Origin of the sequence: Arthrobacter sp. MP_M4 (assembly GCF_035984855.1) — a bacterium.
Taxonomy (GTDB): Bacteria; Actinomycetota; Actinomycetes; order Actinomycetales; family Micrococcaceae; genus Arthrobacter.
Window position 1 is genome coordinate 61,476 of record NZ_JAXCHX010000021.1, and the last position, 14,705, is coordinate 76,180.

The following is a 14,705-nucleotide window of genomic DNA, read 5'->3' on the forward strand; positions in this document are numbered from 1 at the left end:
GGCCTGAGCTGCGGGGATAAGGGATTTAGGCCAATAAATGCCCAAGCGTTTAGAATGGAAGAAGGTGCCCTGTGCCAAAGGGGCGTATCCGTCGTGCGTTCCGGTTGGAAATGTCGCGATACAACAGCTGACTTCACCACTGAATCGAGCAATAACGCATGTCTGAAACCACCACCAACACCGCGGTAGCCACTGCATCGCGCAGTGACCTGCGCAACGTCGCGATCGTGGCCCACGTTGACCACGGCAAGACCACCTTGGTCGACGCCATGCTCAAGCAGACCAACTCTTTTGCCGCTCACAACCACCTCGAGGACCGGGTCATGGACTCCGGTGACCTTGAGCGTGAAAAGGGCATCACCATCCTGGCCAAAAACACCACGGTGGCTTACAACGGACCGTCCTCCAAGGGCGAGACCATCACCATCAACGTCATCGACACCCCCGGTCACGCCGACTTTGGTGGCGAGGTGGAGCGCGGCCTGTCGATGGTTGACGGCGTCGTCCTCCTCGTTGACGCCTCTGAGGGCCCGCTGCCCCAGACCCGCTTCGTCCTCCGCAAGGCCCTCGCCGCGCACCTGCCGGTGATCCTCCTGGTCAACAAGACCGACCGTCCCGACGCGCGGATCGAAGAAGTTGTGCACGAGTCCATGGACCTGCTCCTGGGCCTGGCCTCCGACCTCGCCGACGAAGTTCCGGACCTGGACCTGGACAAGATCCTCAACGTGCCGGTCGTCTACGCCGCCGCCAAGGTCGGCCGTGCGTCCCTCGAGCAGCCCGCCGACGGCTCCGCTCCCGAGAACGAGGACCTGGAACCGCTGTTCCAGGCCATCATCGAGCACATCCCGGCACCGACCTACAACCCCAACGGTGTCCTCCAGGCCCACGTCACCAACCTGGACGCTTCCCCGTTCCTGGGCCGACTGGCGCTGCTGCGCATCTACAACGGCACCCTGCGCAAGGGCCAGACCGTTGCCTGGGCGCGTGCCAACGGTGAAATGAAGAACGTCAAGATCACCGAACTGCTGGCCACCAAGGCCCTGGACCGTGTTCCGACCGACTCCGCCGGCCCGGGTGAGATCGTCGCCGTCGCCGGTATCGAGGAGATCACCATCGGTGAGACCCTGACCGACGTCGACAACCCGCAGCCGCTGCCGCTGATCACCGTGGACGATCCGGCGATCTCCATGACCATCGGTATCAACACCTCGCCGCTGGCCGGCCGGGTCAAGGGTGCCAAGGTCACGGCCCGCCAGGTCAAGGACCGCCTGGACAAGGAACTGATCGGTAACGTCTCCATCAAGGTGCTCCCGACCGAGCGCCCGGATGCCTGGGAAGTCCAGGGCCGTGGCGAGCTCGCGCTGGCCATCTTGGTTGAGCAGATGCGCCGCGAAGGCTTCGAGCTGACCGTCGGCAAGCCGCAGGTTGTCACCAAGCTCGTCGACGGCAAGGTCCACGAGCCGATGGAGCACATGACCATCGACGTGCCGGAAGAGTACCTGGGCGCCGTCACGCAGCTCATGGCTGCCCGCAAGGGCCGCATGACGAACATGGCCAACCACGGCACCGGCTGGTGCCGCATGGAGTTCATCGTTCCGGCCCGTGGCCTGATCGGTTTCCGCACGAAGTTCCTCACGGACACCCGCGGCGCTGGCATTGCGGCGTCCATCTCCGAGGGCTACGAGCCGTGGGCCGGCCCGATCGAATACCGCACCAACGGTTCGATGATCGCCGACCGCGCCGGTGTTGTGACGCCGTTCGCCATGATCAACCTCCAGGAACGCGGATCCTTCTTCGTCCGCCCCACCTCCGAGGTCTACGAGGGCCAGATCGTCGGCGAGAACTCCCGCGCCGACGACATGGACGTCAACATCACCAAGGAAAAGAAGCTCACCAACATGCGTGCTGCTTCCTCCGACACCTTCGAGAACCTGACGCCCCCGCGCGACCTGACCCTCGAAGAGTCACTCGAGTTCGCCCGCGAAGACGAGTGCGTCGAGGTCACCCCGGAATCCATCCGCATCCGGAAGCTCATCCTGGACGTCAACCAGCGCGCCAAGTCCAACCGCGCCCGCGCAAAGGTCTAATCCTGCGTTTGCACTAAAGCGAAGGACCCTTTGTGAATAAGAGAGCTGCCGGAACGGCAGGCGGTCTTGCCGCCGCCGTGCCGGCAGCTCTTTTTGCTGCCCTCGCAGGGACCGCCCTGCACCGGCACAGCATCCTCCTCGCCGGGGTCGACGTCCCCTGGGGCGCCGGCGCGGCGCTGGTGCTGCTGGGTGCCGTCGAGGTGTGGCTCGGAGCCGCGTTCCGTTCCGTGGTCCCGACGGCGGCCTGCGGTGTGGTCTGTTACGTACTGGCCGGCTGGTGGTCCACGATGGCACCCGGCAGACGGCTGATTATCGGCGACCTGGCCGGAAGTCTTTGGATCTACGGCATCGCCGCAGTCACCATGGCCACTCTGGTCTGGTGCCGGCGCTACCGGACAGCACCGGCGTAGCCCCCAAATCCGCCCCTGTGCGCCGGTGGGACATGCCCGTCTTTCATTCCTGCCGGGTGACATGCTCATTCTTCGTGTCCGCGCCGGGGGACATGCCCATCCTTTTCCCCGCGCCGGCGGACATGCCCCATCTTTCATTCCTGCCGGGTGACATGCTCATTCTTCGTGTCCGCGCCGGTGGGACATGCCCAATCTTCGCGACGGCGGCTGGGCATAATGGCGTCATGTCCACTGGTTGCACACAGGAGTGGGCGTGCGCCAAGCTGACCGGTGGGCATGTCCAAGCCGCGCAGAGGGACAAGGAACGGCCCGCTTGTCCACATAGCGGGCCCCGGTCCTGTTCGGCTTTTGTTCCGCAGCTTCACCATAGGTGCATGTCAAAGATCGCGATGGTGCTGGCGAACTACGACGGCGTGGCCCGCGCCAAGCACTTCGCGGCCGCCGGAGTTTCCAGCTTCCAGCTCACAGCCGCCATGTCCAGCGGAGCCGTCACCCGAGTGGCCCGCGGCGTCTACGCGGCACCCGGCGCCGACTCCCGACTCGTCGCCATCAGATCTTTACCGGCTGAACCGGCTTGTGTCAGCGCGGCCTCGTTTGCCGGTCTTTGGGTGCTGGAGCCGCCCGAGCAACCGCACGTGGCACTGACCCACAGCCGCAGCTATCCGGGCTTCGTCTGTCACCGTGCTGCGGCGCCGCCGACGCTACTGGATACGGTGGTTCAAAGCCTGCGCTGTCAGCCGGAGCTGGACGGGCTCGTTATAGCCGAGTCCGCCGTGGTCCTCAAAAGCCTGCCGCTGCCGGCGCTCCGGCAGCGGTTTTCAGGTCGGAACGACGCGCGGGAGCGGAGGATCATTGCGTCCATCGTCCCGCAGTCCCAGTCAGTGATCGAGTGCATCGCCCGATTCCAGCTGCGGCGGGCGGGCTTCCATGTCGAGTCGCAAGTGAACATCCCGGGCATGGGCCATTTGGACCTCATGGTGGACGGCCGGCTCGGGGTTGAAGCTGATGGGGCCGGTTTCCATATGGACCGGGCGAGTTTCGAAGAGGACCGGCGTCGATGGAATGTCACTACCAGGCTGGGATTGCCCACCCTGGTAGTGAGCTATCCGCTGCTCAAGTACCGGCCGCAGGAGTTCATCGCCATGGTGCGGGACGCGTTGGACAGGCTTCCCGCGGCAGCATGAGGGCTGACCTGAGTGCCGAGAAGGCCGCGCTGATTACAACGATCGCCGGAACCGTATCTAGGCATTCTGGCCGTCGGCGGGCATCTCGCCGACGCCGGGTGTGCCTTCGGCAAGCTCGTAGCGTTGCAGCACGGCGCCCCTGGGCGAGGAGATCACCGGTTCGATGAGTCTGAGGTTTGTTGGAACCACTCCGTCGGCGAAGACCTTCTTTCCACGGCCGAGGAGGATGGGATACACCCAAAGGGTAAGCCGGTCGAAAAGCCGCTCCGCGAACAGGGTCTGCACGAAGTTGAGACTGCCGATGACGTGGATGCTCTCGTGCCGGTCCCGGAGGTCCCGTACGGCGCCAATGACGTCGGCACCGAGCAGGGTGGATCCGGCCCACTCAAGGGTGGGCGCCTGGTGCGAGGCCACGTATTTCGGAAGGCGGTTGAACAGTTTCGCGATGCCCCCGTCCTGGTGCGGCCAGTATGCGGCGAAGATGTCGTAGGTCCGGCGCCCCAGTAGCAGCGCGTCCATCCCTGCCATCCCTGCGCTGATCTGGTCGCCGACTGCTTCGTCCAAGAGAGGCGCCTGCCAGCCGCCAAACGCGAAATTGTTGTCAGGGTCCTCGTCCGGCCCGCCGGGCGCCTGCGCGACGCCGTCGAGCGTGGTGAACAGGTCGATGCAGATGCGTCCCATGCCGTGCCCCTATCTGCCGCCCGTCGCCGCCCGGTGACGGGATCATCTCGAGGCTGGCACACACGTCCCCTGCCTAGCAATGGGAAGCGGAGGGATCGTCGAGGGCCCGTGCGGCCGGCATCCGCCGTTAGTCCCTCGATGGCGCCTTTCGGAGGGGCATGCTCAGGCTTAGGAGTGGGCATGTTCCGCAATCCTCGGCCGAGGGGAACGGGCATGCTCAGCGGGGGCCGCGACGGATGGACATAGAGGCACTATGTCCATCGCTCGATGCAGGGGAAGCGCATGTCCCCTCGGACGGGTCGGGGATGGGCATGTCCGGTGGATCCGGCGGGTCGGGGATGGGCATGTCCGGTGGATCCGGCGGGTCGGGGATGGGCATGTCCGGTGGATCCGGCGGGTCGGGGATGGACATCTCCGGTGGATCCGGCGGGTCAGGGATGGGCATGTCCGGTGGATCCGGTGGGGGAGCGGCGGGCGGGGGCGGGCGGGACCTGTTTGGCCGCCACCACCAGGTGCAGGGGAACCTCGACGTCGGACCGCCGGGTCCTGATGGTGCAGGAGTCGACGGTGCGCATCACGAGCTCGCCCAGGGCGTCCGTGAACCCGCCTTCGATCCGGTACCGGACCACCACCCGGGTGCCTGGTTCGGCGGCAGTCAGGAACTCTTGCGGTGAAGGATTCGAGGAACTCACCAGTTCATCCTAAGTCCGCTAGATTCAGGAGGTCGGCCAGTGTGACGCCCGGCTAGGTTCGCGGGAACGGGCTGGGAGATAATAGGCTCAGGAGTCAGCAGTCCGGCGTTCCGGCCGGGAGCAGTTATCCGGCCATCGCCGGAACCAACGTGGAGAGGCCAGGGACGTGACGTACGTAATCGCGCAGCCGTGTGTAGATGTCAAAGACAAGGCATGTATTGAAGAGTGCCCCGTCGATTGCATTTACGAAGGTGAACGCTCCCTGTACATCCACCCCGACGAGTGCGTTGACTGCGGAGCCTGCGAGCCGGTCTGCCCCGTTGAAGCCATCTACTACGAGGACGACACCCCGGAGGAATGGGCCGATTACTACAAGGCCAACGTCGAATTCTTCGATGACCTCGGCTCCCCGGGCGGGGCCGCGAAGGTCGGCAATACGCACACGGACCACCCAATGATCGCCGCCCTGCCGCCGCAGAACCAAGAGAGCTAAGGCGGGCGCCGGTGTCCTCAGCGCAGCGCAGCTTCGGCCTGAGCCTGCCCGACTACCCCTGGGAAGCCCTGGCCCCGTACCTGGCGAGGGCCGCGGAGCACCCCGGGGGCATGGCGAACCTCTCGATCGGAACCCCGGTGGACACCACCCCCGCCGTTGTCCAGGAGGCCCTGCGGGGCGCCTCGAACGCCCCGGGCTACCCCACGGTCCACGGCACGGCTGGGCTCCGGGAAGCGATCGCGGCGTGGTTTGAGCGCCGCCGCGGCGTCCCCGGGCTGGATCCGCAGGACATCATGCCCACCGTCGGCTCCAAGGAACTCGTGGCCTGGCTCCCGTTCCTGCTGGGGCTCAAGCCGGGCGACGTCGTCGTCCGCCCCACAGTGGCCTACCCCACATACGACATCGGCGCGACCTTTGCCGGCGCCGAGCACGTCGCCGCGGACAACCTTGATGAACTCGACGCCGCCACCCGGGCCCGTGTCCGGCTGGTTTGGGTAAACTCCCCGGCGAACCCTACCGGCAGCGTCCGGGACGCCGACTCGCTCCGCGGAATGGTCCGGCAGGCCCGCGCCCTCGGAGCCGTCGTAGCCTCGGATGAATGCTACGCCGAGCTCGGCTGGGGGGAGTGGGACGTCCAGCGGGGCGGTGCTCCGGTGCCCAGCATCCTGGACCCGCAGGTCGCGGAGGGCTCCCACGAGGGCCTGCTGGCCGTGTACTCGCTTAGCAAACAGTCCAACCTGGCCGGATACCGTGCCGCCTTCGTAGCCGGCGACCCCGCTATGGTGGCGAACCTGGTCAACAGCCGCAAGCACGCGGGCATGATCGTCCCCTACCCGGTTCAGGAGGCCATGCGCGTAGCTCTGGGCGACGACGCCCACGTGCAGGCGCAGAAGGACCTCTACCGCGGCCGCCGGGAGCGGCTCGTCCCTGCACTGGAACGGTTCGGACTGGCCATCCACGAATCACGGGCCGGGCTCTACCTGTGGGCAACAGCGGGCGAGGCCACCTGGGACACCGTCGGCCGGCTCGCGGACCTCGGAATCGTGGTGGGACCGGGCGTGTTCTACGGCGACGCGGGCAAGGGATTTATCCGCATGGCGCTGACAGCCAGCGATGACCGGATTGACGCGGCAGCCGCCCGGCTCATTACCGGGCGGTAACAAACCCGTGACCCGTACCACATCCGGCGCAATATACGCGGTTCCGGGCGGCCTCGGATTAGTGCCACCCGGAATCTGGCGGTAGTTTTTAACTGACTATCAATGGTGGCTTTCCACAAGAAGGCAGCGCAGCCGTAGGAATCCGTGGCTAATACAGGTTCCGTGGGCGGCTTCACCAGAAGTTGGACCAGCTTTCTACAGAGGCTTCGACGCCTCAGAGGAGACTCCATGACTGAGACCACCAGCGCAACCCTGCGCCATGCCGGCGGCGAGCTCGAACTTCCGCGCATCCAGGTTGTAGAAGGAAACGAGGGCTATGACGTTTCCAAGCTGCTGAAGCAGACCGGCGCCGTTGCTTTTGACCCCGGCTTCATGAACACCGCGGCCACCACCTCGGCCATTACCTACATCGACGGCGACGCCGGAATCCTGCGGTACCGCGGGTACCCGATCGAGCAGCTCGCCAAACACTCCAGTTTCCTGGAAGTATCGTTCCTGCTGATCTACGGCAACCTCCCCACTGCCACCGAGCTGGAAGCCTTCGACCAGCGGATCCGGCACCATACCCTGCTGCACGAGGAGCTGAAGGGCTTCTTCAGCGGTTTCCCGCGGGACGCGCACCCGATGCCGGTCCTGTCCTCGGCCGTGTCCGCGCTGTCCACGTTCTACCAGGATTCGCTGGACCCCTTCAACGCCGAACAGGTGGAGGTCTCCACCTACCGACTGCTGGCCAAGATGCCGGTCATTGCCGCGTACGCCCTGAAGAAGAGCATCGGCCAGCCCATGCTGTACCCGGACAACTCACACAACCTGGTTGAGAACTTCCTCCGCCTGAGTTTCGGCCTGCCGGCCGAGCAGTACGAGGTGGACCCGGTCGTCGCCAAGGCGCTGGACCTGCTTCTCATCTTGCATGCCGACCACGAACAGAACTGCTCAACGTCCACCGTCCGGCTGGTCGGTTCCTCCAACGCGAACCTGTTCGCCTCCGTCTCCGCCGGCATCAACGCCCTGTTCGGACCGGCCCACGGCGGCGCCAATGAGGCCGTGCTGAAGATGCTGCGCCAGATCCAGGCCGACGGCACCAAGCCCGAGGACTACATGGAGAAGGTCAAGAACAAGGAGGACGGCGTCCGGCTCATGGGCTTCGGGCACCGCGTGTACAAGAACTATGACCCGCGCGCCAAAATCGTCAAGGCCACGGCCCACGAGATCCTCACCAAGCTTGGCGGCAACGACGAGCTGCTGGAGATCGCCCTCCGCCTGGAAGAGAAGGCCCTGAATGATGACTACTTCATCCAGCGCAAGCTCTACCCGAACGTGGACTTCTACACCGGCCTGATCTACAAAGCCATGGGCTTCCCCGAAAAGATGTTCACGGTGCTCTTTGCCATCGGCCGGCTTCCGGGCTGGATCGCCCAGTGGCGGGAAATGATCAGCGACCCCAACACCAAGATCGGCCGCCCCCGCCAGCTGTACATCGGTGAACCGGAGCGCAACTACCCCTCCGTTTAGGTACGAACGTTTAGTTCGACGCCGGCCGCTCGCCCCTGCAGGGTGAGTGGCCGGCGTCGTTTTGCGTTACGGGCGGCGGGCCTCCGGTGCGGCCCGGCGTCGCGCGGGCACATCCGTGCTAAAAAGATGAATGCCCAAATTTGTCGACGCCGCCCTCCGGCGCCAGGAAGTCGTCGAGGCGGTCTTCCGGATCATCGCAGCGGACGGACTCGAAAGGGCGTCGCTGCGCGAGGTCGCGGACGAGGCGGAGCTCGCCGTCGGATCCGTCCGGCACTACTTCGCCAGCAGCGACGAACTCCTGGCCCACGCGTTCGGGGTGGTTGTGGACCGGGTGGTCGGCAGACTCACGGTCGCCGATGAGCGGCTCGCGGCGGAGCAGCCGGGAACCGCGGAGCACCACGCCGGAGTGTTAACCCTGTTGGGTGAGTTCCTCCCCCTGGATGAGGAACGTGCCGTGGATTCCTGCGTCTGGATGGCGTTCAAGAGTGCGGCCCGGACCAAGCCGTTCCTGCTTCCGGTGGCCGACCGGAGCCACCGTGCCGTGGCCGCGATTGTCGGCCGGCTCGTGCTGGACCTGTCCTCCGATGCCGACGATGTGGCCATGGACCAGCAGCGTCTGGTCACGGAGGCGGAGCGACTGCTCGCCACGCTGGACGGGCTCGCCCTGCACGCCCTGCTGCAGCCTGAATGGATGACAGCGCAAATGTGCAGCGACGTGCTGGAATCCCATCTGTCCGGGCTGGGAAGCTACGCCGGCACCCATTAACGTGCGTGATCTTCAGGAATACACTGAAGGCGTATGTCTTGCCAAGGAGGCAATTGGATGCACCACACAGGCGGGCCGGGCTGGCGGATTACCATGGACACTTCGGGTCCTCTGCTCATTGCACTTTACGTTCGCGACGCCGCCGGCCTGGACAGCGCAGGGCATCCGGCACTGAGCCACGCAGCGCCCAAGATCCGGCCCGCTGACCATTCCCACCTCATCGGCGAGGTGGGCGGGCTGGCCGCCCTTCGAACGGAATGGGAGGCGTGGTGGGAGCAACTTCTCCGGGCACACCCGGAGATGTCGCCGGAACTTGGTCCGCCCGGCTTCCAGGACTTCGCCAATTCGCCCGCCCTGCGGCGCGTGCTGCAGGCGCATTTCGGTGCTGCACTGTCCTGGGCGAGAGAGCGCCGCGGCGAGTACCTGGCGCTCGAGGCGGAACGCGAAGCCGCCGGTGGGGTGCAGCTGCTGCAGGACATGGTCGACGACCGGTTGCTGGAGGTGGGCCGGGCCACCAATGATTTCAGCTTGACCATCATCGAGCTGCCCCTCGCCGAGCCGCGGGCCTGGTACCTGGAGCCCGATAAGATCATCATGAGCTGCGAGCTGCTGTCCCGGCCGGAACTGTTCCGCAGCTACGTGCAGCCGGTGGTGGACCTGCTGGTCTGAACCGGCGGGATAGACCACGCCAGGGATCGGGGCGGAACTCCCTACTGGGCAGGCCCTTCGGCGACCGTGATCCTGACCTGTCCCGCCGGCACCGGGGCGGACTGCCAGCCGTTGCGCTCCTGCCGCGTCCAGCTCCGCCCATCCACCTGGACCTCCGTGACGGAGAGGGCCTTGGCGTTGGCCACCGCCCACTGCGCGAGGGCCCACGCCCGGGTTCCGTCGGCGTCCAGCACCAGGCTGCGACCCTCCGTGGCTGCGGGAACCGCACCAAAGTCGCTGGTCACCCGTTCCTGCACGGCGGCGGGATCTCCCGGGGCGTCAGGCTCGCGCAGCGCACAATCCACGCCGGCGGGGGTCTGGCCGGTCAGCGAGGAGGCAAAGGACCGGGCCATTTCCTCGTGCTGGGCGTAAGCATTCGGGTAGGCCGAACGCTGTACCCGCTGCGCGGCGACAGTGATGTCGAGCGTCTGGTAGTTGGGGACCTTGACCAGGGCATCGTAGAAAGCGTTGGCCGCATGGTACGGGTCCATCACCTGGGCCGAGGTGCCCCAGCCCTGCGAAGGGCGCTGCTGGAAAAGGCCGCGGGAGTCCGGGCCAGCCTGGTCGCCGTGGCCGATGTTCCGGATCTTGGACTCCTGCATGGCGGTGGCCAGGGCGATGCTGGCGGCCCGGGCCGGGAGTCCCCGTCGGACGGCGACGGCGGAGATGAGGCCGGCATTTGCCGCCTGGTCGGGGGCAAGATCGTCCGTCCCGCCGCCCTCGGCTGTACAGCGCTCAGTAACAAGCACCTCCGAACGCTGAACGAACGCCACGGCCGTGTACACGCCGCCGACCACCAGTGCCAGGGTCAACAGCAGCACCATCCGTCGGCGCCAGCTGCCCCTGCGTGCCACGAAACTACTCCCTCAGGCCCATCCCGGACCGGTACATGCTGCTAACGATTGACATTGCGCCCTTCCACCTTAGTTGGCGTGGAGGGCCTCGTTGAGTTCGACGGTCTGTCCCTTGCGGGGGAGGACCTCCACCTCACCGGTGGAGGAGTTGCGGCGGAAGAGCAGGTTGGGCACGCCGGAGAGCTCCACGGCCTTGACGATCCGGCTGGTGTCCTCACCGTCGGCATCCTTGGCGCCGGCCACGCGTACCCGGGTACCGGCCGTCACGTACAGGCCGGCTTCAACAACGGAGTCGTCCCCGATGCTGATGCCCACCCCGGAATTGGCGCCGAGCAGCACGCGTTCGCCCAGGGAGATCTTTTCCTTGCCTCCGCCGGAGAGGGTTCCCATGATTGAGGCGCCACCGCCGACGTCGGACCCGTCGCCGGCAACCACCCCGGCGGAGATGCGCCCTTCGACCATGGAGCTGCCCAGGGTGCCGGCATTGAAGTTGACGAAGCCCTCGTGCATCACCGTGGTGCCCTCAGCCAGGTGCGCGCCGAGCCGGACGCGGTCCGCGTCCGCGATGCGCACACCCGAAGGAATGACGTAGTCCACCATGCGCGGGAACTTGTCGATCCCGTAGACCGTGACGGCGCCGCGCTTGCGCAGCCTGGCCCGGGTCAGTTCGAAGCCCTCAACGGCGGCGGGTCCGAAGTTGGTCCAGACCACATTGGGGAGCTTGCCAAAGATGCCGTCCAGGTTGATGGTGTTCGGCTGCACCAGACGGTGGGAGAGCAGGTGCAGGCGCAGGTAGGCATCGGCAGTGTCCGCCGGAGCCTCGTCCAGGTGAATCTGCACGAAGACGACCTTCTGTTCGGTGCCGCGGTCCGCGTCGGCGCCGGTCGCGGCAATGTCGAGCAGCGACTGGTCTGCGTGGGCGACGTCACGGAGGCTCCCGGTCGCTGTTCCGAGTTCCGGCGCCGGGAACCAGACGTCAAGGACGGTGGCTTCACCGTTGCCGGTGGCGATCGTGGCAACGCCGTAACCGTAGGCGGAGCGGGCGTCAGCGGGCACAGCGGAAGAAGCGGTTTCAGTCATGCCCCAAGTCTATAGACGGCGTGCTCGGCGGCCGAAACCCGTGACAGCCCAAGTAGCGTGCAGTGGGGCGGACCCGACGGCGCACACCGGCCTCAACCGGGCGCCGGCGGGGAGGACGCGGCGGGCATATACAGTGGAACGGTGACTGAGCATACTGCACCCGCCCGCCTGAACCTGCGCCAGGACGTGGCGCTGCTGACCGCGGACATCATCGACGTCTTCAGCGTCTCGGGGGAGGAACACCGGCTGGCCGACGCCGTGGAACATGCCCTCCGTTCCATCCCCCAGCTGGAGCTGCTCCGCGACGGCGACTCGATCATTGCCCGCACCAACCTCGGCCGCTCCGAGCGGGTCATCCTCGCCGGGCACCTGGACACTGTCCCGCTGCCAACCACCGAGGGCTCCCTCGGGACGGTCCCCTCCTACTGGTCCTCGGGCGCGCCGGGGGAGGGCATCCTGTACGGGCGGGGCGCCACGGACATGAAGGGCGGCGTCGCCGTTCAGCTGGCACTGGCCGCAGAACTGTTCGACGGCGGCGGGCAGCCGGATAAGGACGTCACCTTCGTCTTCTACGACCACGAGGAAGTCGAGGCCGTCAAAAGCGGCCTCGGCCGGCTGGTGCGCAACCACGGACATCTGCTGGGCGGGGACTTTGCCATCCTCCTCGAGCCCACGGACGGCACGGTGGAGGGCGGATGCAACGGCACCATCCGGTTCGAAGCAACCACCGTGGGCGAGGCCGCGCACTCCGCCCGGGCATGGATGGGCAGCAACGCCATCCACGCCGCCGCACCGGTCCTGGCCCGGCTGGCCGCCTACGCACCCCGGACCGTTGATGTGGACGGCCTGGAGTACCGGGAAAGCCTGAATGCTGTGAAGATCCACGGCGGGACCGCCGGCAACGTCATTCCGGACCGTTGCGTCGTGGAAATCAACTACCGGTTCGCCCCGGACAAATCCCCGGACGAGGCGGAGCAGCACGTCCGGGAGCTGTTGGAGGGTTTCGACGTCGTCCGCACGGACAGCGCCGCCGGTGCTCGTCCCGGACTCAACCATCCTGCAGCAGCGTCCTTTGTAGCCGCCGTCGGCGGGGTGCCGAAACCCAAGTATGGCTGGACCGACGTCGCACGCTTTAGCGAACTGGGGATCCCGGCCGTGAACTTCGGCCCCGGCGACGCGCTGCTGGCGCACAAGGACAACGAACACGTGGACGCCGACGCGGTCCGTGAATGCCTGCGGGCATTGCGGAGCTGGCTCATGCCATAGGGCGCGGGCCGCAACCCGCAGGACACGTCCCGGCACCAGGGAGGGCAAGTCAGCGAACAGCACAAAAGGTCCGGAACCCCAAGCAGGATTCCGGACCTTTCGTGTTTCGGCCGAAGTCGTTCGGCGCCGCCAACCCGCCGCCGACTATTTCGTCGCGGCTCCTCGCCGCGGCTCCTTGGCGGGGCTACTTATCGGGGATCCCGGCGACGGGCACTTTGACCACGCCGCCGGCCGCCTTCTTGGAGCCGCGCTTCTCGATCCAGATAGCGAGGCGGGACACGGAGAAGTTGATGGCAATGTAGATTGCGGCAGCCACAAAGAACACCGGAAACAGGTAGGCCGGGCCGAGGAAGTCGGCCATGATCTGCACTTTGCGCAGCAGTTCCTCGTAGGACACGATGTAGCCCAGCGAGGTGTCCTTCAGCAGCACCACAAGCTGCGCCACGAGCGAGGGCAGCATGCGCCGGATGGCCTGGGGCAGTTCGATGCTGCGCCGGGACGCGAAGCTGGTGAGGCCGATGGCAAGGCCGGCTTCACGCTGGCCCTTCGGCAGGGACTGGATGCCGGCGCGGATGATTTCGGCGAAGATGGCCGAGTTGTACAGCACCAGTCCGGCGACGACGGCGGTGAACGAGCCTGTCGCAAACACCAGCAGGACGAAGAACATCATCAGGACCACGGGCATGCCGCGCAGGAATTCCAGCACGATGCGGGTGGGGATGCGGATCCAGGCGACGTCGGAAATCCGCATCAGGCAGAGCACCAGGCCCAGCGGGAAAGCGATCACGGCTGCAACCGCCGCCGCGGATAGGGTGGCGAGGATACCGTTGCCGATCAGTGACCAGACGTCGGGAATCTGGAACACTGCCCAGCGTTCTGCCTCGAAGATGCCCTGCTGGGCCAGGACGGTGATGGCCCACCACAGCAGGCCGGCGATCGCCACGGCGCCGACAATGGAGCCGATCAGGGAGACACGGCGGGCCTTGGGGCCGGGGACGTCGTATAAGACTGAGCTCATCGGGAGATCGCCACCTTTCGTTCAACCAGGTTGGCCACGTAGCCAAGCGGGACGGTTATCAGCAGGTAGAAGATCGCGACGCCGACCAGGACCCACAGGACCGCGTCGCCGTTGGCGTTGGCAAGCTGCCGGCCGGTGCCGAAGAGTTCCAGGACATAGAACGCGCCAGCCACCGAGGAGTTCTTGACCAGGGCGATCAGGATGTTGATCATCGGCGGGATGACGGTCCGCAGTGCCTGCGGCAGGATGATCAGGGACAGTACCTGGCTGAACTTCATGCCGATGCTGCGGGAAGCCTCTGCCTGCCCCACCGGCACGCTGTTGACACCGGAGCGGACCGCCTCGGCGATGAACGCCGAGGTGTAGGCGCTCAAGGCGATGATGGCGGCGATTTCGAACTGCTGGAACGTCACTCCCAGCCGCGGCAGGACCACGGCAGCGAAGAAGAACGCGATGGTCAACGGGGTGTTCCGGACAATTTCCACGTACGTCATGCTGAAGCCGCGCAGGGCCGCGATGGGCGAGACGCGGGCTGCTGCGAGCAGGGTGCCGAAAATCAGTGCGATGATCCCCGAGACCACGGACAGGAAGAGGGTTCTAAGAAAACCGTCCCAATATGCTGGGAGGTTTTCAATGATGACGTCCATAGGTTCCTTAGGCTGCCTTGAGGGAAGTGGAGCGGGAGACAGGAGTGGGGGGGGGGGGGGGGGGGGGGGGGGGGGGGGGGGGGGGGGGGGCCCGCGCCGGGCGGGGGCGGGGGGTGGGGGTTAGAAGGAGAGCAGGGGGTGATGGAG

The 14,705-nt window shown here is 66.2% G+C and carries 15 protein-coding genes; 9 read left to right on the forward strand and 6 right to left on the reverse strand.

From position 1 onward, the window contains the following. Nucleotides 1-158 precede the first annotated feature (158 nt). The 3 genes from typA to RCH15_RS14480 all read left to right on the forward strand — a co-directional run bounded on the left by typA (nt 159) and on the right by RCH15_RS14480 (nt 3,681). Complete coding sequence (gene typA, locus RCH15_RS14470) at nt 159-2,087, forward strand: translational GTPase TypA (protein WP_326961365.1); 1,929 nt, start codon at nt 159-161, stop codon at nt 2,085-2,087. Between the two features lie 32 nt (nt 2,088-2,119). Then, nucleotides 2,120-2,497: a hypothetical protein gene (locus RCH15_RS14475; RefSeq protein ID WP_326961366.1), complete on the forward strand. Its 378-nt coding sequence runs from the start codon at nt 2,120-2,122 to the stop codon at nt 2,495-2,497. 374 nt (nt 2,498-2,871) lie between these two features. Further along, a complete protein-coding gene (locus RCH15_RS14480) occupies nt 2,872-3,681 on the forward strand; it encodes a type IV toxin-antitoxin system AbiEi family antitoxin domain-containing protein (protein ID WP_326961367.1) in 810 nt (269 codons plus the stop codon). Nucleotides 3,682-3,738: 57 nt separating this feature from the next. Here the strand turns inward: RCH15_RS14480 and RCH15_RS14485 are convergent, their stop codons facing one another. Both RCH15_RS14485 and RCH15_RS14490 read right to left on the reverse strand, forming a co-directional pair. Continuing rightward, nucleotides 3,739-4,362 carry a dihydrofolate reductase family protein gene (locus tag RCH15_RS14485; protein ID WP_326961368.1) on the reverse strand — a complete coding sequence of 208 codons (624 nt, stop codon included), beginning with the start codon at nt 4,360-4,362 and terminating at the stop codon, nt 3,739-3,741. A 431-nt stretch (nt 4,363-4,793) separates the two neighbouring features. Continuing rightward, complete coding sequence (locus RCH15_RS14490) at nt 4,794-5,054, reverse strand: putative acetyltransferase (protein WP_326961369.1); 261 nt, start codon at nt 5,052-5,054, stop codon at nt 4,794-4,796. Between the two features lie 166 nt (nt 5,055-5,220). On the opposite strand from RCH15_RS14490, the gene fdxA reads away from it, so the two are divergent. The 5 genes from fdxA (at nt 5,221) to RCH15_RS14515 (ending at nt 9,654) form a co-directional block, all read left to right on the forward strand. Then, nucleotides 5,221-5,547 carry a ferredoxin gene (gene fdxA, locus RCH15_RS14495; RefSeq protein ID WP_226762298.1) on the forward strand — a complete coding sequence of 109 codons (327 nt, stop codon included), beginning with the start codon at nt 5,221-5,223 and terminating at the stop codon, nt 5,545-5,547. A gap of 11 nt (nt 5,548-5,558) precedes the next feature. After that, nucleotides 5,559-6,707, forward strand: a complete 1,149-nt coding sequence (dapC, locus tag RCH15_RS14500; protein ID WP_326961370.1) for a succinyldiaminopimelate transaminase — start codon at nt 5,559-5,561, stop codon at nt 6,705-6,707. 228 nt (nt 6,708-6,935) lie between these two features. Beyond that, complete coding sequence (locus RCH15_RS14505) at nt 6,936-8,219, forward strand: citrate synthase (protein WP_326961371.1); 1,284 nt, start codon at nt 6,936-6,938, stop codon at nt 8,217-8,219. Nucleotides 8,220-8,349: 130 nt separating this feature from the next. Next, entirely contained in the window at nt 8,350-8,985 is a 636-nt protein-coding gene (locus RCH15_RS14510; RefSeq protein WP_326961372.1) for a TetR/AcrR family transcriptional regulator, read from the forward strand. A 57-nt stretch (nt 8,986-9,042) separates the two neighbouring features. After that, a complete protein-coding gene (locus tag RCH15_RS14515) occupies nt 9,043-9,654 on the forward strand; it encodes a hypothetical protein (RefSeq protein ID WP_326961373.1) in 612 nt (203 codons plus the stop codon). A 41-nt stretch (nt 9,655-9,695) separates the two neighbouring features. On the opposite strand, the gene RCH15_RS14520 is transcribed toward RCH15_RS14515, so the two are convergent. After that, nucleotides 9,696-10,547 carry a hypothetical protein gene (locus RCH15_RS14520; RefSeq protein WP_442784521.1) on the reverse strand — a complete coding sequence of 284 codons (852 nt, stop codon included), beginning with the start codon at nt 10,545-10,547 and terminating at the stop codon, nt 9,696-9,698. Nucleotides 10,548-10,616: 69 nt separating this feature from the next. Further along, entirely contained in the window at nt 10,617-11,627 is a 1,011-nt protein-coding gene (gene dapD, locus RCH15_RS14525; protein ID WP_326961374.1) for a 2,3,4,5-tetrahydropyridine-2,6-dicarboxylate N-succinyltransferase, read from the reverse strand. Nucleotides 11,628-11,768: 141 nt separating this feature from the next. Between dapD and dapE the strand changes: the two genes are divergently transcribed. Next, complete coding sequence (dapE, locus tag RCH15_RS14530) at nt 11,769-12,893, forward strand: succinyl-diaminopimelate desuccinylase (protein ID WP_326961375.1); 1,125 nt, start codon at nt 11,769-11,771, stop codon at nt 12,891-12,893. Nucleotides 12,894-13,077: 184 nt separating this feature from the next. Here the strand turns inward: dapE and RCH15_RS14535 are convergent, their stop codons facing one another. Together RCH15_RS14535 and RCH15_RS14540 are read right to left on the reverse strand one after the other, a co-directional pair. After that, a complete protein-coding gene (locus RCH15_RS14535; RefSeq protein ID WP_326961376.1) occupies nt 13,078-13,911 on the reverse strand; it encodes an amino acid ABC transporter permease in 834 nt (277 codons plus the stop codon). Continuing rightward, the gene (locus RCH15_RS14540) at nt 13,908-14,558 is read right to left on the reverse strand and encodes an amino acid ABC transporter permease (RefSeq protein WP_326961377.1); all 651 of its coding nucleotides are present in this window, start codon (nt 14,556-14,558) and stop codon (nt 13,908-13,910) included. Before RCH15_RS14540 ends, RCH15_RS14535 begins: the two co-directional genes overlap by 4 nt. Nucleotides 14,559-14,705: the final 147 nt, after the last annotated feature.

Excerpts from the sequence above, each read along its gene's own strand:
- RCH15_RS14505 (WP_326961371.1), top strand. The coding sequence starts at position 6,936 with ATGACTGAGACCACCAGCGCAACCCTGCGCCATGCCGGCGGCGAGCTC.
- RCH15_RS14485 (WP_326961368.1), bottom strand. The coding sequence starts at position 4,362 with ATGGGACGCATCTGCATCGACCTGTTCACCACGCTCGACGGCGTCGCG.
- typA (WP_326961365.1), top strand. The coding sequence starts at position 159 with ATGTCTGAAACCACCACCAACACCGCGGTAGCCACTGCATCGCGCAGT.
- RCH15_RS14480 (WP_326961367.1), top strand. The coding sequence starts at position 2,872 with ATGTCAAAGATCGCGATGGTGCTGGCGAACTACGACGGCGTGGCCCGC.
- RCH15_RS14515 (WP_326961373.1), top strand. The coding sequence starts at position 9,043 with ATGCACCACACAGGCGGGCCGGGCTGGCGGATTACCATGGACACTTCG.
- RCH15_RS14540 (WP_326961377.1), bottom strand. The coding sequence starts at position 14,558 with ATGGACGTCATCATTGAAAACCTCCCAGCATATTGGGACGGTTTTCTT.
- RCH15_RS14535 (WP_326961376.1), bottom strand. The coding sequence starts at position 13,911 with ATGAGCTCAGTCTTATACGACGTCCCCGGCCCCAAGGCCCGCCGTGTC.
- dapD (WP_326961374.1), bottom strand. The coding sequence starts at position 11,627 with ATGACTGAAACCGCTTCTTCCGCTGTGCCCGCTGACGCCCGCTCCGCC.
- RCH15_RS14510 (WP_326961372.1), top strand. The coding sequence starts at position 8,350 with ATGCCCAAATTTGTCGACGCCGCCCTCCGGCGCCAGGAAGTCGTCGAG.